The organism is Mucilaginibacter sp. OAE612, from assembly GCF_041806395.1.
Taxonomy (GTDB): domain Bacteria; phylum Bacteroidota; class Bacteroidia; order Sphingobacteriales; family Sphingobacteriaceae; genus Mucilaginibacter; species Mucilaginibacter rubeus.
Genome location: NZ_JBGMUW010000001.1, coordinates 2,100,977 through 2,119,091, shown reverse-complemented (window position 1 = coordinate 2,119,091; position 18,115 = coordinate 2,100,977). Strand labels below are relative to the sequence as shown.

Sequence of the window (18,115 nt, the reverse complement as noted above, 5' to 3'; positions counted from 1 at the left end):
AAATATGAATAAAGTACTAATTACAGGCGGAGCAGGTTTTATTGGAAGTAACCTTGCATTATTGTTATTAAGCAAAGGTTTTGAGGTTACTGTTCTTGATAATCTATCGCCCCAGATCCATGGCGATAATGCGGAGAATGAGTCGCCGTTATATTTGGCTATTAAAGATAAAGTTAACTTTATAAAGGGTAGTGTAACTTCAAGAGCAGACTGGGAAAAGGTTATTGCAGGGCACAACGTTATTGTGCACTACGCGGCTGAAACCGGCACAGGCCAGTCTATGTATGAAATTGCACGATATACCGAGGTTAATATTCAAGGTACTGCCTTGATGCTTGATATCTTGGCCAACAGCACCCACCAGGTTAAAAAGGTCGTTATAGCATCCTCCCGATCTATTTATGGAGAGGGTAAATATTATGCCGAAGATCTGGATCGATATGTTTACCCGGAGCACCGTACATCGGCCTATATGGATGGCGGAGATTTTGAAGTAAAACATCCTGGTTATTCAAAAGCGTTAAAGCTTGTAGCTACTGACGAAAATTCAAAGATCCATCCATCATCGGTATACGGTATTACCAAACAAAACCAGGAACAAATGATCATGACAGTTTGCCCAACTATCGGCATTGCTCCGGTAGCTTTCAGGTATCAAAATGTATACGGACCCGGCCAGTCATTATCAAATCCTTATACAGGCATTCTTTCGATATTTTCTACACTTATAAAAAACAACAAAGGGATAAATGTTTTTGAAGATGGAAAAGAGAGTAGAGATTTTGTATTTATTGATGACGTTGTTAATGCCACTTATTTAGGTATTATAAATGATAAAGCCGATGGACATGTTTTTAATGTTGGTGCTGGCGTGGCAACAGATGTGCTTACAGTTGCTAAAACATTAATAAAGCAATACAGCATTGAAGTACCGCTTAATATATCAGGCAACTATCGCCTTGGCGATATCAGGCATAATTATGCTGATTTAACTAAGATTAACAAAACGCTTGGGTTTGTTCCTTCCGTTAATTTTGAAACTGGCATTGCCAGGTTTGTTAAATGGGTTAACGGGCAGCAGGTAAACGCAGGTAAATACGAAGATTCGATTGCCGAAATGAAAGAGAAAGGTCTTTTTAAATAAATTATGGCAAAACTTGGTTTAGTAACTGTGCTGTTTAACAGCGAAAAAGTATTACCTGGCTTTTTTAAAAGTATTGGAGGGCAATCTTTTACCGATTACCATTTATATCTCATAGATAATAACCCTAACGAGCAATCTGATGCCTTGATACAATCACTTGCAAAAAACAATAATGTTACAGCATTTACCTACATCAAAAACAACGCAAATGTAGGCGTGGCAAAAGGTAATAACCAGGGCATTGAATTATCTATAAAAGACGGATCGACCCATACATTGTTACTTAATAATGATATTGAATTTTATCAGCCAAATCTGTTACTGGATTTATTAAACCATTCGGTACAAAAGAACGACGCTATCGTTATCCCCAAGATCTTTTTCTTTGATAACAAAAAAGTGCAGGTGGCCGGAGCTAAGTTCCTATTATACAAGGGCACAACCGTTGGTATTGGTGAAGGAGCCGATGACGCACCACAATATTGCGTTGAAAAATATGTTGATTTTGCTCCAACCTGTTTCGCCCTGTTTAATAATGAAGTATTTGAAACTGTTGGGCTGATGGACGAAAAGTATTTTGTTTATTACGACGATACAGATTTTATGTACAGGGCTCACTATTTGTACGGATATAAGATCAAACTATTACCACAGTTACATATCTATCATAAAGAAAGCTCATCTACAGGCGGCGACAGAACTTTGTTCTCCATATTTTATGGTACACGAAACAGGATTTATTTCATAAGAAAAAACTTTAAAGGGTTACAGTTTTTAAGTTCATTATCCTATACACTGACAACAAGGGCACTGCGGTACATTCAATTTAATGCTGGTCAAAGGGGCCAGCTTTTAAAAGGGCTGCGCGAAGGATTTAAGTTATAATTTTTTTAATATTAAAATGACCACTGCAATAAAGGACCGTAGTTTTAAGGATAGCGTTATTGTACTGATAGTGCTCCTGATAGGCTTCCAATCGTTTCCTATCATTAAAGTGGGTGGTGTGTTTAAAATCTATGAGTTATTGGCTTTAATACTTCTTTTCACAGAAATAGCTTTCATCGAGAAATTTAAATTTGCTAATAGCGTATCATTGGCGGCTTGCTGTTTTTTTGTATTGTCGCCAATTATTAGTTATATCTGTTCCAATTTATTTCTGGGATATCCAAGCGGCTTTTATTATAAATATCCGGATGCAGCATCGTTCAAGTTTAACTACTATGTATTTCCTTTCCTTCAGCTCATTTATATGTTTTTCAATTTCACGGCATTTAATGCCATTTCAATTTCAAAATATATTTATGATCACTTTGAAGTAATCTTAAAAAGAATTGTGTTAATAGGTACGTTTATTGCTTTTTGTTCGCTATTTGCACTATTTGTTAAAGATATCATCATATTGTTGCCTTCTTTTATTCAAAACAAAACTTATTACGATTTCCGTAGCTCGGGCTTTTCGCAGGAGCCAAGCTTTTATATTTTATACCAGGCTTGGATTTGTTTGATAGGTTGGTATACAAAGCCTCTTTTTAAAACCTATAGCTGGTATTTGATCATGGCCATTAATGTTTCGTCATTATTGCTAACATTCTCAACTGCAATGTTTGGCTTTGCACTTATTTTGGGCAGCTCCGTTTTTCTTTTTAAATCTCCAATTAGAATTAAACTGGGAATAATTTTCGTTATAGCAGTTTTATTATTGCTGGGGTATATAGCATTACTTTATTTTGATCTCTATCCTGTTTTTGAATACATATTTGTATCCAAACTATCGGGTTTTTTTTCAATACCAGAAACCACCACTGACAGTGGCAGCTATAGAAGCTACACTTCATCAATAGGTATCCGGATTTTCAAAGATCATTGGCTTACAGGCGTCGGCGTTGGCAATAGTATATATTACATGTATATATATGAATTTAAAATGGGCATCAGAGAGTTTGGAGAAATGCTTAGCCCCGGTATATTTCCCCAAAATTCCTTCTCGAGTGTTTTGGCTGATCAGGGTATTGTTGGCGGGCTGTCATTTTTAGCATTTTTAGGTGGAGCTTTAAGGAAATTTTGGATCAATAAAAACAAAAGCCGTTATAACCAAATGTTTTTACTCGGTACGCTTTTTAATTTTTTAGCGATGCTTTCCATAGCGCCCACCTATTCCCTGTATTTGTGGGTTTTTATTGCCCTGGGGTTGTGTTTTATAAAGTATTTCAACGTAGAACAAAGTAACATAAGCGGAATGGCCAGCAAACTGACCTAAGCTATCAGGCAGCTAAATAATAGTCCACGGTTAAATGAATTATAGAAAAAAATGAAGGAAAAGATTTTATTGGTTGATCAATATAACAAAATTGGAGGAGGGCAAAGTGTTTTGATCAATCTCATCAATTCTTTTAACCATTTAGGCTTTGATTGTACGGTGGCTATTCCCCAAGGAGGGTACATTGAAAGCCAGGTAAATAATTTGAACTTTCATTATCTCCCCGATCTTAAATTAACTAATAAAAAGAAAACCGTATTCGATTCTTTAAAGTTGTTTTTTCACTATGCGGGCATCTTAGGTATGGTTAAAAAGGTACGGGAATCAGATATTATTTATGTTAACGGGCCCCGTTATTTTATCTTTTTTTATTTTATTTCGTTTTTTATCCGACGTAAGTTTATCTATCACGTCCATCTTGATTTTTCCAACGTTGGGAAATTTGTTTTAAAATTATTGTGTAATCAGTCCAACACTTTTGCATTAGTATTTACTTCCCATTTTTTATCAAGCGGATTTTCAAATTACATAGGCTTAAGCAATACTGCAGCCAACAAAAAACTACATGTGATTGAACCAGGCCTGACCGAAAAATATGAGGCGCTTAAATTTAATGACAGACTTAGCAGCAGTAGGCATCAATTTAATTTCGTCTCCATAGGTAGGGTTTATCCGGGTAAGGGTTTTGATTTGATTGTTGAAGCCGCAAAAATCTACAATGATTATCAATTCTATATCATAGGAAATCCAGTTGAGGATTCATTAGCTTACTATGGATCTTTAAAAAACGATGCTCCGGCAAACGTACATTTTATAAAGGCATCAGATGATATCCCTCAATTGGTTAAGGAATACAATATTCATTTTGCTGTGGTTCCTTCAGATCTTAACGAGGCATTTGGCATTGTAGCAACCGAATTAATGATGTGTTCATGCATTACTTTCGTAAGAAACCGCGGAGGGTTAAAAGAAATATCAGTTAACACAGGAGCAATTCTGTTTGAAGACCGGGATACATTAATAACGGCAATAGCAGAAATAGTAACTTCGTTGAATGAATCGAAAAGCAATTTAGCTTTTAAACAATATAGCAATACTAAAAAATCATATAATTCGGCAGTATTTACCGAAAAATTAAAAAATCTGCTATCAGCTTAAACCTAATAACCACCAATTAATTACATCACCTTGAAAGTTGCATTAGTACATGAATGGCTTACCGTAATTGGGGGCTCCGAAAACGTTTTTAAAGAAATTGCCGCATTATATCCCGATGCGGATATTTATACGCTTGTAGCCCGCAAGGAAACCATTGTTAAGCTTGGCCTTTCCGGGCATAAGATAAACACTTCTTTTATTCAAAAACTGCCATTTGCAAAAACTAAATACCGGGCCTATCTGCCTTTATTTCCTTTGGCTATTGAGCAGTTTGATTTATCAGGTTATGATCTGATTATATCATCCTCACATGCTGTAGCTAAAGGAGCTTTAACCAATTCAAACCAAATACATATCTGTTATTGTCATTCGCCAATACGCTATGCCTGGGACTTGCACCATCAATATTTAAAAGAATCAGGGCTGGACAAAGGATTAAAGGGTTTCATAGCAAAATATTTACTGCACCGCATCCGGCAGTGGGATATCATAAGCACCAACCGGGTCGATCATTTTATCGCTAATTCAAATTACATAGCCAGGCGAATTAAAAAGATCTATGGCCGTGAAAGTACAGTTATATACCCCAACGTGGCAACAGAAGGTTTTTTACCTGTTTATGAAAAAAAGGATTACTACGTTACCTGTTCACGGTTTGTTCCTTATAAAAAAATTGATTTGATTGTACAGGCTTTTGCCCAGATGCCTGATAAAAAATTATTTGTTATTGGCGAAGGTCCTGATTTTAAAAAGGTGAGCAAATTAACTACCTCAAATACTACCTTACTTGGCTATCAACCATTTGATGTGCTTAAAAAATACCTGGCCGAAGGTAAGGCGTTTGTGTTTGCAGCTGAAGAAGACTTTGGCATTTTACCTGTTGAAGCCCAAGCCTGTGGCACTCCTGTAATTGCCTTTGGTAAAGGGGGCGCGTTGGAAAGTGTTATCGAAAATAAAACAGGCATATTCTTCTATGAACAGTCTGCCGAAGCCATTAAAGAGGCCGTGGAGCGTTTCGAGGTTAACGAATCATTATTTAATTATAAAGAAATTACCCGGCACGCTTCTTCTTTTTCAACAGATATATTTAAAAATGAGCTATTTGTCCAAATTAATAATAAAACACAAAATAAAATAAAGAATAATTAGTTTTTAATTGTAGCGTTCTCGATGAATACCCCGTAATTAAGTTTAACAAACATTGGTTTTATTTAAAAACGATTCGTTTTAGTAAAATTATTATATTTGCACAACTTAACCCTGATCGCAAATGCGCTACTCTAAACTACTTCAGCCATTCACATTTTTTTGTGATTTAATCTTATTAAATATTGCACTGCAGTGTGCCCACCTATTTATATTTGCATTCTATTCGTCAGAAATACAGTCGACTGATTTTTTATTATTAGTTAACTTAACCTGGATTACCATTGCTTCGGTAACTAAAAACTATATCATAAAGAGGCCCCTGATATTAAGTGACAATTTAAGCAAATTCATGTCCTCTATGGTGTACCACCTGGTAATGGTTCTGGGGATTGTTTATTTCTTTAAGCTTTATGAGATAAGCAGAATGGTGATGTTTTGCACATATCTTTTGTTTTTTATCTTCATAGTTGTTCAGCGCTCTCTAATCTTTTTCACACTCGATTATATTCGTAAAAAAGGCTATAATATTAAACATGTCATCATAATTGGCAATGTGGATATCGTTAACCGGGTAAAAAAATCATTTTCAAGGCATCCGGAGTACGGGTATAATTTTATTACCACCATACCCGAAGAAATGATTGAAAGCCTGCCCCATGAAATATTATTTGACAAAATCCTTGAAGCCAGGCCGGATGAAGCATTTATATGCTACAAATTTATGGATCAGCTTTTATTAAATAAACTGGTTGACCTGGGCGATCAGCATTCCATTAAAATTAAACTGGTTTCGGACCTTGTACTTGACAACAGCTATGCCAGCATCGTTAATTATGAAAATCTTCCTGTAATACAGCTCTCCTCTTCTATTGAGCTCAGCCTGAAGATTATTTTCTTCAAGCGTTGTTTCGACATTATGTTTTCCCTTTTGGTAATGATCCCAGGGCTTCCTGTGTTTATTGCGTTAGCTATAGTAACTAAATTAACTTCAAAAGGCCCGGTTTTTTATCGCCAGGAAAGAATTGGCAGAAATCATAAACCTTTCAGAATGTACAAGTTCAGGAGCATGTACGTAAACTCAGAGCAATCCGTGCCGATGCTATCAAAAGATAAAGATCCGCGGATTACGAAATGGGGTGTATTTTTACGCAAATCCAGGCTGGATGAATTACCCCAGTTTTGGAATGTTTTAAAGGGCGATATGTCTATCGTTGGCCCCAGACCGGAGCGGCAGTATTTTATTGAACAACTCATAGAAGAATCGCCCAATTACAAAAAATTATTAAAACTTAAACCCGGCCTCACTTCTATAGGGCAGGTAAATTATGGATATGCCGAAAATGTTCAAGAGATGCGTCACCGGGTTCGTTATGATCTTATATATTTAAAAAACGTCAACTTTAATAACGACTTAAGTATAATTTTCCAAACTATAAAAGTGATGGTGCAACTTAAGGGAAAGTAAACATTATTCTAAAACCCGGCACAACGATCTTCTCGAAGATATAATAAGTATTCAAAAGACAGAGCAGGATGGTAATGAAACCATCCTGCTTTATTTTTATAAACCAATTTACCGGTTACCCTACACATTAAATTATGAGAACACCATTTCTTATTGGATGTTTTATATTTTCATGGCTCACTACCTCGGCACAAGTGGCTTTAAAAAACCTCTTGACCGAAAACCTGAAAAACCCAATTTGTATTGATGCACACAATCCGCGCTTTAGCTGGCAACTTGCAGAAAAAGATAACAGACCCATCGGCCAACAAGCTTATGAAATACAAGTAGACTCAGCCTCGTTCAGCGAAAATAATGCAACTCCTTTATGGTCGAGCGGAAAAATAACATCAAATCAATCAGTGTATATACCTTATCGCGGCAAAACACTGCTATCATGCCATAAATATTTTTGGCGGGTAAGGATTTGGGATACCAACGGATTACGTTCAGTTTGGAGTGATCAGGCATTTTGGAAAATGGGCCTGCTATCGGCTTCTGACTGGCATGCCCAATGGATTAGGCCTGCCTTAATTGATACAGTTAACGCTCCCGCTCCTTTGTTGAGGACTAATTTTTCATTAAACAAAAAAATACGGGAGGCCACAGCTTATATAACTTCGCATGGCTTTTATGAAGCACAACTAAACGGGCATAAAGTAGGCGACAGCTTCCTTACACCAGGATGGACAAGTTATAATAAAAGGCTACAATATCAGGCCTATGACGTTACAACCCTGTTAGCCCAGGGAGAAAATGCCATGGGTATTACACTTGGCAGCGGTTGGTATCGCAGCCCGCTGGGCCCATATACACCCAGGGCTAATTCTTATGGCGATAAAACAGCGGTTTTAATGGAGATGAGGATCATCTTTACCGATGGCTCAGAGAAAATCATATCGTCAGATCAAAGCTGGAGATCATCTACAGGAGCTTTACAATTTGCCGAGATCTACAACGGTAGCATTATTGATACGAGGTTAGAAAAATCAGGATGGGCAAAGCCCGCTTTTGATGACCATGACTGGCATCCTGTAATCATAATGCCATACGCTAAAAACACCCTTATTGCTACATATAACGAACCCGTTAAGCAACATGAAACATTTAAGCCAATAAAGGTCATAACTACGCCACGCGGTGCAAAGGTGATTGATTTTGGTCAAAATCTGGTGGGCTGGGTAAAAGTTACACTGAAAGGCCATACGGGAGACTCAATTAAAATTGCTCACGCAGAAGTACTGGATAAAGCAGGCGAATTTTATACAGAGAATTTACGGGCGGCAAAGGCCGAAAACACTTATATATTAAAAGATACCGTAAAACGTACCTTTGAGCCGCAATTTAGCTGGCAGGGTTTCAGGTACATTAAGGTTAGCGGTATAAAAGGCACATTAAATCCAGATGACTTTACCGCTGTAGCTGTATATTCGGATATGAAAGCTACCGGAAGCTTTTTATGCTCCAACCCCTTACTTAATCAATTGCAACACAATATCCAATGGGGGCAGAAAGGTAACTTTCTTGATGTACCAACAGATTGCCCGCAACGCGACGAACGCTTGGGTTGGACAGGAGACGCGCAGGTATTTTCACGTACCGCAGCATTTAATATGGATGTTCACAATTTCTTTACCAAATGGCTCAGGGATGTAGCTGCCGATCAGTATCCAGGCGGTAGTATCCCTTTTGTGGTTCCGGATGTGTTTACAAATGGCACAAATGAGGTGGGCGGCAGTTCAGGATGGGGAGACGTGGCAACCATCATCCCATGGAATATGTATTTTGCATATGGAGACAAAAAGATTTTAGAAAACCAGTTTCAAAGCATGAAAGCCTGGATTAATTATATCCAAAAGCAAACCAGGAACAATTTATGGGTAACGGGTAATCATTTTGGCGACTGGTTGTTTTATAGTGTGAATAACGACAGGGATGGTACATCTGCGATAACCAATAAATATCTTATCGCACAATGCTTCTATGCATATTCAACCCAAATACTGATCAACAGCGCCAAAGTTTTAAACAAAACAACCGACGAGCAATATTATTCAAAGTTATTGCTCAAAATAAAACGGGCATTTGTAAACGAATATGTTACCGCTAATGGCCTGATCTCATCAGATACCCAAACAGCATACGTATTAGCTTTGGAATTTGATATGCTGCCGGTAAACTTGAGGCAGCAGGCTGCAGCGCGCCTTGTTAAAAACATCGGGCTATACCGGGATCACCTGACAACGGGTTTTTTAGGCACTCCTTATCTTTGTGATGCCCTGACCAGGTTCGGTTACGCCGACGTGGCGTACAAGTTATTATTGCAGGATACTTATCCTTCCTGGCTATACCCAATTAAACAGGGGGCTACTACTATTTGGGAAAGATGGGATGGTATCAGGACCGACGGCAGTTTTGAAGAGTCATCTATGAATTCTTATAATCATTACGCTTACGGGGCTATCGGCGATTGGATGTATCGCTATATTACAGGTATTACGCCTGCCGCACCAGCCTATAAAAAAATAACAATCAAACCGGTAATTGGCGGTGGGCTATCATGGGCCGAAGGAAAATACGACTGCCCGTACGGAACCATCTATAGTAAATGGCAAATCACAGATAAGAAATTAGATATGATGGTAACTGTTCCGCAAAATACAACAGCTGATATTTTTGTTCCCGATTTTTCAGGAAATAATTACAAAAAATTCACTGTGGGCCCCGGCAATTATCATTACAGCAGATGACAGCAATCTATCTCTGAAAACCGGGCACTCCCGCTACATAAATGATGAAACCCGGCAGGTTCAAGTATCTATAAAAATCATATATTCGGTTATAATCAAATAAAATTGAATTTATGGCTTTCGATATAGAAATCCTGGTCAGGTTTTTACTGGCCCTGTTGTGGGGCGGACTTGTAGGCGCCGAAAGAGAATACCATGGTAAAGCGGCCGGCTTCCGTACTACCATCATGATATCTTTTGGCGCCTGTTTTTTCACCCTTATGTCAACAGCTATTGGAGCACCCGATAATGCAGACAGGATCGCTTCAAATGTGGTTACGGGGATTGGGTTCCTTGGTGCCGGCGTTATTTTCAGAGGCGAAAACCGGGTTAATGGCATCACTACCGCAGCTACCATCTGGGCCGTTGCGGCAGTAGGCATGGGTATTGGGGCCGGTTACTACTTAGCTGCCGGGTTCGCCAGTATAATGATCCTGTTTATACTTTCTGCACTTCCTTTCTTTCAAAAGAAAATAGATTATTATAACCAATCCAAAACATTTTATATTAAATCCCCGGTCTCGGCAAATGGTATCATGTTGTGCGAAGATATGATGACAGCTCACAAACTGAAATTCAGGATGATTAAGAGAGTGAAAGATGGCGACTATATGCTTTTAACATGGCAGCTTCACGGGCCTTCAGTTAAAATGGATCTGTTCATCAACTCAATTAGCGATATTCCAGTTATCGAACATTTTGAGTTTTCGTGATACCAATTGAAGCTGTAGAGCAGTTTGGAAATCGAAAAAAAGCGGCTTTTTAGACTTAAAAAGGGCCACTCTTTTAAAGTGACCCCTTTCAGAACTTAGACAAAGTTCCTGTATGGTGCACCTAACGGTACAGAATTCGAACCATTTTTTAAAGGATTTGGCTATCCTATGCGGGTTATCTGCCATTTAAGAACTTTTAATAATACAAAGTATCCTAAGAACAGTTGTTTCAATTTATTTAGCTTTTGACAATTCACTTGGCGTAAAACCAAATTGTTTTTTAAAGGCATATGAAAAGTGCGAGAGGTTTTCAAAACCCGTTTCCAAATAAATTTCAGAAGGTTTGCGATTCTTTTCAGCCAATTGGTATCGGGCGAGTTCAAGCCTTTTTTGCGTGAGCCATTTCTGAGGCGTTGTACCATACACTTTCTTAAAATCACGCTTAAAGGTTGTTAAACTTCGGCCTGTCAGATAACCAAATTTTTCTATGGTCATGTTAAACATATAGTTACGTTCCATAAACTCGACAAGGTTAATTTTATGCGGCTCTGAAAAATCGGATAAAATATGGTCCATACTGTCATTTATAGATCGCAATATGGCTATCGCTTCCTGTATTTTCAACGCCGAAAGTTCGCGCGGTAATTTGTATTCCAGATCAAAATAAGGAAGCATTGAAGCAAAAAAACTGTCCAGTAACGGCCCTTTAGATAAAGGAATTATGGCATCAGTTTTAAATACCGTAAAGACTTCATTTTTTTTATGCTCGTAAAATGCTTTCAGCACATCTTGGGTTAGCTTTACAATAATCGCTCTGTAGGGCAAATCGTCTTTTCCCGTTTTAATGAGCCGGGCTAACCGGTTCTTAGGAAATAAAAAAGTTTCCCCAGCCTCAAAAAAATAAGCTTTATTAGATTCAATAACTTTCAATTTGCCTGACAATACCCGGACTACAGAATGCTCCTCAGCAACCAGTTCACTATTTTGGTGAACCGCTTCACTGCAGGTAAATACAATCTCTGCATAATTATTTATTTGCCGTATTGCCATTATACAAAAATAAGCAAATAAAGCCCAACAGCTTGGGCCCTATTTGTTTTGTTTATTGAACATCAAATTTTGTATCAGTAAGTTCCTCGCTCAAAACCCAAAGCCTTTGTGCCGCATTCGGCTCCAGGGCAAATGGGGCCACACCGAATGTCCCGCCAGGGTTGCGCTTCCCTGCGTTACTATCGTAGGCATCGGGATTGTAACTGGCAACTTCGACATCTTGCAGATAAACACCGCCTATATTTTGCAATTGCGGACTTGTTGCGGCCCATACTGTTGTGGCGGCGCCTTGCTCTTTTAGTCTTAGACATTTTCTGCATCGCTGCCTGGGCTTCTTCATTGGGTGTACCGTTAGCATTTACAGCACCCAAAGTAATAAAATCTTCAAAGGTTAGGTGCCTGCCCAAATTGGCATCCAATATTAGACCTGGATGCAGTGAATAAGCGCGGACACCGAACGGACGTGCCTTTTTATCGAATTCTACGGTAAATAACACGTTAGCTGTTTTAGACTGGCCGTAGGCCTCAAATTTGTTGTATTCTCTCGTATGATAATTAACATCATCAAAAAGTACAGGAGAATAATGGTGTGCCGAAGAGGAAACCGTCACGATCCTTGCTCCTTCTGTCTTCTTAAGGGCTTCCCAAAGTTTTGCTGTCAGTTGAAAATGTCCTAAGTGGTTAGTAGAAAACTGTGCCTCATAACCTCGGTTGTCACGTTGTAAAGGTGTCCACATGATGCCCGCATTATTGATTAACATATGCAATTGCCTATCTGATGCCAGGAATTTTTCAGCAAACGAAGTAATAGAGGCAGGTTCCGTTAGGTTCATCGGCTCCACTTCTACATTGGCAATTCCTTGAAGATTTAATTTTGCTTTTTCAATATCCCTGGCAGGTACAATTACTATCGCACCTGCCTTAGACAACGTTTTGGTGATTTCCAGGCCAAGACCTCCGTCGCCGCCTGTGACAATAGCAATTTTTCCATTAATATCCACTCCCTTTATAACGTCAGATGTCGTGGATGCTGCGTTGAAGCCTGAACCTACCGGTTTTTGCAAAGCTCCATTAAAATTATTTTGTTCCATTTTAATTGAAATTTATGAATGCAAAATTAGAAGGTAGCCTATTCAGATGTTTTGTTTTTAAGGCCGAAAAACTTTGTTTATAAGGCCATAGAATCTAATGCGATTTTTAGGTCAGCCAGGCAATGAATTAGCATGTATAACAAAGATTTTTTGAACTTTCAGCAGTTGGATTGATGTCTGGACTCGAACTGCTAAATCACTAAAATACAAATACTTAAAAGAGGAAGTACATTAATAGCCTATTTATCGAACCAAAAAAACCTTCAAAATCAATGACTTTGAAGGCTTTTATCTTTTTGTGCGGAAGAAGGGACTCGAACCCCCACGCCGTGAAGCGCCAGATCCTAAGTCTGGTGCGGCTACCAATTACGCCACTTCCGCGTTTCTGATTTAACAGGCTGCAAAGATAGCGTTTAAAATTATACTTAAAAACATAATTTTCATTTTTTTGCTATCATGCTCATTTAGTAGGAATTATTTTTTCACAAGCCCATTTATCACCTGTTTGAAGTATGCCGGTGCGTATAAAAGCCTGCTGCCATACCATGAAAACATTTCACCATCTACCAAAACTATCTTTGCATTTGGTAAAAGCGCCCTAAACTCCTCTATATGTTTTTTAGCGAATGGGTATGGCTCTGATGATAGAAAAACAAGATCCGGATTAGCCGCGACTAAAGCATCTGCATCAATCTCCGGGTAACGCTCCCCCTCTGTTACATTGTTTAGTCCACATGTTTGCAGCATACTATCAATGAAAGTTCCCCTGCCGGCAAGCATATAGGGTTTACGCCAGATGAGATAGGCAACTCTCAGCCCTGTTACAGGAAGCTTAATACCCTTAAAACGACCATTAATTTCCGTGCAAAGCACGTTTGCCTGCCCGGGCTTACCTATCATATCACCAATGCAAACAATCATTTGCAAAGCCGATTCCAGATCAAAAATATCACTGATCCAAACCGGGCATATATTCATTAACTCTTCTACCTGAAGACGGTCGTTCTCCTCTTTATTGGCGATAATCAAATCCGGGTTCAGCAATCGGATTTTTTCGACATCAAGCTGTTTAGTCCCTCCTACTTTCGTTGTTGAATTAAACCTATCTGCCGGATGGATACAAAATTTAGTAATGCCTATCACCTCAACGTTTAAGCCAAGGTAAAAAAGCAATTCTGTTTGTGAAGGGACAATGGATATGATCCGCTTACGGATTCCGGAAAGTTCAACCCTTCGGCTTAGCTGGTCCCGGAATACCGGCATATTAAAACGCGTTCTTTTCGCCCCTAAACACGTTCCATACCGTTAGGAAGATAATCTTCATATCCAGCAGGAACGACCAGTTTTCAAGATACCAAACGTCGGCCTCCACACGCTCAAGCATAGCCTGTGTGGTTTGAGTTTCGCCCCTCAGGCCCGACACCTGGGCCCAACCCGTAATACCAGGTTTAAGAAAATGCCTTACCATGAAAGTATCAATTAGCTGCGAATATTGTTGCGTGTGGCTTATCATGTGCGGCCTCGGGCCTACTACAGACATATTGCCCAATATTACGTTAAAGAACTGTGGCAATTCGTCGATACTTGTTTTACGGATAAATGCCCCGGATTTGGTTATACGTGAATCGCCGCGTGTAGCTTGTTTTTTATCCGAATCGTGATTTACCCGCATGCTACGGAATTTATAGCATTTAAACGGCTTATTGTCCCTGCCTGAACGCTCCTGCACAAAGAATATCGGCCCTTTTGACTCAAGCTTTATAATGATGGCCAAAATGGGGAATAACCAGCTAAAAATAAACAGGATCACAAATATTGAAAAACAGATATCAAACAAGCGTTTAATGGAGCGGTTCAGCATGTTCTCCAAAGGTTCGGGCCTTACGGATATAACCGGGATATGACCGAAGCTTTGTATAAAAGTTGGCTTTTTAGCGTAGTCGTAATATTCTGGCACAAATTTAAACCTGATCAGATTTTTATCCGCATCAAGCATCAACTGCTCTATTTTCTCGGCTTCAGAGTTTGGTAGGGTACAAAATATTTCATCCACTTTATTGTTGAGCACATAGCTGATACAGTCATTAGTACCGCCTAAATAAAGGCTTTGATCAAGTACGCTGTCTGATGCATCATCAAAAAAGCCAACAAGCTTATACCCACGCTCTGGGTTTTGTTTAAAAAAGCTATGCAGGTCTGACCCGATGCGGCCCCCGCCTATAATGATAACAGTACGTATATCAATAAGCGTTGCGCGGTCGCTTTTACGGATGCTCAGGAATATTAACTTCCATAAACCAAGCAGGAAGCCGAATAAGGCCAACGAATAAAAAAGATACTCGCGTGTTATAAAATACGCCTTAGTGCCTATTAATATAATGATAGTGAAGCAAATAAAGCTTACAAACAGCAGGTAAGTTTTAATTACGCCGCGATAGGTTTTAATTGAATCTTTATTCAGAACATGTTCATAAAGCCCGGTAATATTAGCTGACAGCAGCCAAATTAGATTAAAAACTAATACAATAGGCAGGTATTGCCTGTTGTTAATCCAAAAAATATATGACCGGTCTTCGATGAAGTAAGAAATTACCATGCTCATATTAAGTATAATATAATCAATGGTAAGGTTCACTGCTTTAATAAAAGTAGCGTATCTGTGAATCATGTATATGTGCTTATGTAGTATGCAACCCTGCTAAAATTACTATAATTATTTACTAATAACAATGTCATAATTAAATGGAGACACGGTTACAAATGTATTATTTCCACAGCCACAAAATTAAAAATTAAGAAATTTATTCAAAATGAATTCTCTGTTAACAGTGAGAAAAAAATGATTTTCTATGTGAAAAAATAATTGTAAAACCAACACTTACAACCGTCCGCTTACAACATCCTTGTTTAAAATACCTTTTATATCATAAATTACCGATGATGGTTTATGTTTTAAGCTTGCATAGTCTAAATCATAAAACTCGCGATGTGCCACAGCCATAACAATAGCATCGTAAGCGCCGCTTAGTTGCCCGTAATTTTTTAATGTAGAGATACCATATTCTCTTTTTACTTCATCCGGGTCAGCCCATGGATCATATATTTCACAGGTTGCGTCAAAACCATCAAATCCCTTAATAATATCAATTACCCTGGTGTTACGAACGTCCGGACAATTTTCCTTGAAAGTAAAACCGAGCACCAGGATCTTTGAGTTTTTTACCGAAATATCATTCTTCACCATAAGTTTAATGACTTCAAGGGCAACGTACGTACCCATACCATCATTAAGTCTTCGCCCGGCCAGGATAATTTCGGGATGATAACCCATTTGCTGGGCTTTTGCTGCAAGGTAATACGGATCAACTCCTGTGCAGTGGCCGCCTACAAGACCTGGTTTAAAATTCAGGAAATTCCACTTGGTACCTGCCGCTGCCAAAACCGCATGGGTATCAATATCCATGATGTTGAATATTTTGGCAAGTTCGTTTACAAAAGCGATATTGATATCCCGCTGTGAATTTTCGATCACCTTACAGGCTTCTGCAACTTTAATGGCGGGCGCTTTATGCGTTCCTGCTTTTACTATTGACCGGTATAAGTTGTCAATAAAATCAGCAGCCTCGGGCGTTGAGCCCGATGTTACTTTTAAAATATTGGTCAGCGTATGAACTTTATCCCCCGGATTTATACGCTCGGGCGAGTATCCTGCAAAAAAATCACTGTTGTAATGCAAACCTGATTCTTTTTGTAAAACAGGCACACAAACATCCTCAGTTACGCCGGGATAAACTGTTGATTCATAAATAACTACATCCCCCCTCTTCAATACACCTGCTATTGATTTACTTGCCCGGATAAGCAGGCTCAGATCGGGCCGGTTGTGCTGGTCGGTAGGTGTGGGTACCGAAACAATATAAACGTTACAGGAAGCAATGTCTGTTATCTGCGATGTGAAAGTAAGTCCCTTGCTTTCATCCTTTAAATTTAAAACTGCCAATAGTTCGTCGCTACTGGTTTCAAGGGTACGGTCAAACGCGTTATTCAGCTCATCAACCCGGCTTTGTTTAATATCGAAACCTTTTACAGGATATTTTTTGGCAAATTCAACAGCAAGGGGCAATCCCACATAGCCAAGACCTATTATTGCAATATGAATATTTGCAGGAGCCTGAAATTTATTAGTGATCGAATTTGATTGATCAGACATTTAATTTAACACGGTAGAATATGATAGATACCGGTAAAGATAATCAAATATTACCAAAATTAGCTGCCTCCCGATCCAAAGAATGCGCGGCTCAGGCTAATCAAAAGTGTTTCAGGCCGTATATATCTGGTAAACACCTGTTATTGATCGGTTTTGTGCAGAACCTACCAGTAAGGTGGTGATCTTTTTTTCAAGCATTAACTGCTCGGCATAGCCTACAAATTCATGCTCATCAATAATAACCGGGTTAACGGTCATGATTTCGGCGATAGTTAAGGTTGAGGTATCAGGGTGTTTAAGCAAAGCCCGGCGAAGGTCACCATCTGTAACCACCCCCTTAATCCGGGACGAATCGCCTACTATAACCATACCTAACCTGCCTTCGGACATGCGCAGTAACAGGTCCATAAATGAAGCCTCCTCATTAATAAAAGGAAGCTTATCGGTCCGCATGAGGTTTTTCACCTTTACCAGCAGTTTGCGCCCAAGGCTACCGCCCGGATGAAAACGTGCAAAATCATGCTGCTGAAAGTTTCGCGCCTCCATTAATGCTATAGCAAGGGCATCGCCCATAACCAACGCCGCCGTAGTTGACGAGGTTGGCGCCAGTTCAAGCGGGCAAGCCTCCCTTTCAACTTTTATATTAAGGTGATAACTGCAGTTTTTGGCAACGGTTGATACAGGATTACCTGTTATACCAATCATCACATTTTTATTCCATTTTAAATAAGGAATAAGTTTCAGCACCTCGTCGGTTTCGCCCGAATAGGATATCAATAAAACAATATCATTAGGGCCTACCATGCCTAAATCGCCGTGAAAAGCCTCTCCCGGATGTAAAAAAAAGCTCGGTGTACCTGTACTGGCCAATGTGGCAGCTATCTTTTTACCGATAAGCCCCGATTTGCCAATGCCAATAACAACCAGCTTTCCTGTTGATTTTAATATGGCATCAACAACCCTTGCAAACTCATCATCAATTGAGCAGGCTACCTGCTGCAGCGACTCTATTTCAATATCAAAAACCCTTTTTGCAATATCTTTCATGGA

Annotated in this window: 14 protein-coding genes and 1 tRNA gene; 8 read left to right on the top strand and 7 right to left on the bottom strand. The window is 39.1% G+C overall.

Translation table 11 applies throughout. The features are described from left to right. Positions 1–4: 4 nt before the first annotated feature. From ABID99_RS08930 to ABID99_RS08895, 8 genes are all read left to right on the top strand, one after another. Positions 5–1,144, top strand: coding sequence for an NAD-dependent epimerase/dehydratase family protein (locus ABID99_RS08930; protein ID WP_188832504.1), 1,140 nt, complete (start codon positions 5–7; stop codon positions 1,142–1,144). 3 nt (positions 1,145–1,147) lie between these two features. Next, entirely contained in the window at positions 1,148–2,029 is an 882-nt protein-coding gene (locus ABID99_RS08925; protein ID WP_188832505.1) for a glycosyltransferase family 2 protein, read from the top strand. 16 nt (positions 2,030–2,045) lie between these two features. Further along, entirely contained in the window at positions 2,046–3,401 is a 1,356-nt protein-coding gene (locus ABID99_RS08920) for an O-antigen ligase family protein (RefSeq protein WP_354437209.1), read from the top strand. A gap of 51 nt (positions 3,402–3,452) precedes the next feature. After that, positions 3,453–4,559, top strand: a complete 1,107-nt coding sequence (locus ABID99_RS08915; RefSeq protein WP_188832507.1) for a glycosyltransferase family 4 protein — start codon at positions 3,453–3,455, stop codon at positions 4,557–4,559. 30 nt (positions 4,560–4,589) lie between these two features. Continuing rightward, positions 4,590–5,708 (top strand): glycosyltransferase family 4 protein, encoded by a 1,119-nt coding sequence (locus tag ABID99_RS08910; protein ID WP_373613481.1) that lies wholly within the window; start codon positions 4,590–4,592, stop codon positions 5,706–5,708. 121 nt (positions 5,709–5,829) lie between these two features. Next, a complete protein-coding gene (locus tag ABID99_RS08905) occupies positions 5,830–7,173 on the top strand; it encodes a sugar transferase (protein WP_373613480.1) in 1,344 nt (447 codons plus the stop codon). 134 nt (positions 7,174–7,307) lie between these two features. After that, positions 7,308–9,962: a family 78 glycoside hydrolase catalytic domain gene (locus tag ABID99_RS08900; RefSeq protein ID WP_373613479.1), complete on the top strand. Its 2,655-nt coding sequence runs from the start codon at positions 7,308–7,310 to the stop codon at positions 9,960–9,962. Positions 9,963–10,075: 113 nt separating this feature from the next. Then, complete coding sequence (locus ABID99_RS08895) at positions 10,076–10,714, top strand: MgtC/SapB family protein (RefSeq protein ID WP_373613478.1); 639 nt, start codon at positions 10,076–10,078, stop codon at positions 10,712–10,714. Between the two features lie 234 nt (positions 10,715–10,948). On the opposite strand, the gene ABID99_RS08890 is transcribed toward ABID99_RS08895, so the two are convergent. From ABID99_RS08890 to ABID99_RS08860, 7 genes are all read right to left on the bottom strand, one after another. Next, the gene (locus tag ABID99_RS08890; protein ID WP_373613477.1) at positions 10,949–11,764 is read right to left on the bottom strand and encodes a helix-turn-helix domain-containing protein; all 816 of its coding nucleotides are present in this window, start codon (positions 11,762–11,764) and stop codon (positions 10,949–10,951) included. A 179-nt stretch (positions 11,765–11,943) separates the two neighbouring features. Beyond that, a complete protein-coding gene (locus ABID99_RS08885; protein ID WP_373613476.1) occupies positions 11,944–12,855 on the bottom strand; it encodes an SDR family NAD(P)-dependent oxidoreductase in 912 nt (303 codons plus the stop codon). Between the two features lie 299 nt (positions 12,856–13,154). Next, positions 13,155–13,236, bottom strand: a tRNA-Leu gene (locus ABID99_RS08880). Between the two features lie 93 nt (positions 13,237–13,329). Continuing rightward, complete coding sequence (locus ABID99_RS08875) at positions 13,330–14,118, bottom strand: helical backbone metal receptor (RefSeq protein ID WP_373613475.1); 789 nt, start codon at positions 14,116–14,118, stop codon at positions 13,330–13,332. Between the two features lies 1 nt (position 14,119). After that, on the bottom strand, positions 14,120–15,523 hold the full coding sequence (locus ABID99_RS08870) for an undecaprenyl-phosphate glucose phosphotransferase (protein WP_090527329.1): 1,404 nt from the start codon (positions 15,521–15,523) through the stop codon (positions 14,120–14,122). A 210-nt stretch (positions 15,524–15,733) separates the two neighbouring features. Further along, positions 15,734–17,065, bottom strand: a complete 1,332-nt coding sequence (locus tag ABID99_RS08865; protein WP_373613474.1) for a nucleotide sugar dehydrogenase — start codon at positions 17,063–17,065, stop codon at positions 15,734–15,736. A gap of 111 nt (positions 17,066–17,176) precedes the next feature. Further along, complete coding sequence (locus tag ABID99_RS08860; protein WP_373613473.1) at positions 17,177–18,112, bottom strand: SIS domain-containing protein; 936 nt, start codon at positions 18,110–18,112, stop codon at positions 17,177–17,179. Positions 18,113–18,115: the final 3 nt, after the last annotated feature.

Excerpts from the sequence above, each read along its gene's own strand:
- ABID99_RS08900 (WP_373613479.1), top strand. The coding sequence starts at position 7,308 with ATGAGAACACCATTTCTTATTGGATGTTTTATATTTTCATGGCTCACT.
- ABID99_RS08925 (WP_188832505.1), top strand. The coding sequence starts at position 1,148 with ATGGCAAAACTTGGTTTAGTAACTGTGCTGTTTAACAGCGAAAAAGTA.
- ABID99_RS08905 (WP_373613480.1), top strand. The coding sequence starts at position 5,830 with ATGCGCTACTCTAAACTACTTCAGCCATTCACATTTTTTTGTGATTTA.
- ABID99_RS08875 (WP_373613475.1), bottom strand. The coding sequence starts at position 14,118 with ATGCCGGTATTCCGGGACCAGCTAAGCCGAAGGGTTGAACTTTCCGGA.
- ABID99_RS08870 (WP_090527329.1), bottom strand. The coding sequence starts at position 15,523 with ATGATTCACAGATACGCTACTTTTATTAAAGCAGTGAACCTTACCATT.
- ABID99_RS08885 (WP_373613476.1), bottom strand. The coding sequence starts at position 12,855 with ATGGAACAAAATAATTTTAATGGAGCTTTGCAAAAACCGGTAGGTTCA.
- ABID99_RS08890 (WP_373613477.1), bottom strand. The coding sequence starts at position 11,764 with ATGGCAATACGGCAAATAAATAATTATGCAGAGATTGTATTTACCTGC.
- ABID99_RS08930 (WP_188832504.1), top strand. The coding sequence starts at position 5 with ATGAATAAAGTACTAATTACAGGCGGAGCAGGTTTTATTGGAAGTAAC.
- ABID99_RS08920 (WP_354437209.1), top strand. The coding sequence starts at position 2,046 with ATGACCACTGCAATAAAGGACCGTAGTTTTAAGGATAGCGTTATTGTA.
- ABID99_RS08865 (WP_373613474.1), bottom strand. The coding sequence starts at position 17,065 with ATGTCTGATCAATCAAATTCGATCACTAATAAATTTCAGGCTCCTGCA.
- ABID99_RS08860 (WP_373613473.1), bottom strand. The coding sequence starts at position 18,112 with ATGAAAGATATTGCAAAAAGGGTTTTTGATATTGAAATAGAGTCGCTG.
- ABID99_RS08895 (WP_373613478.1), top strand. The coding sequence starts at position 10,076 with ATGGCTTTCGATATAGAAATCCTGGTCAGGTTTTTACTGGCCCTGTTG.
- ABID99_RS08915 (WP_188832507.1), top strand. The coding sequence starts at position 3,453 with ATGAAGGAAAAGATTTTATTGGTTGATCAATATAACAAAATTGGAGGA.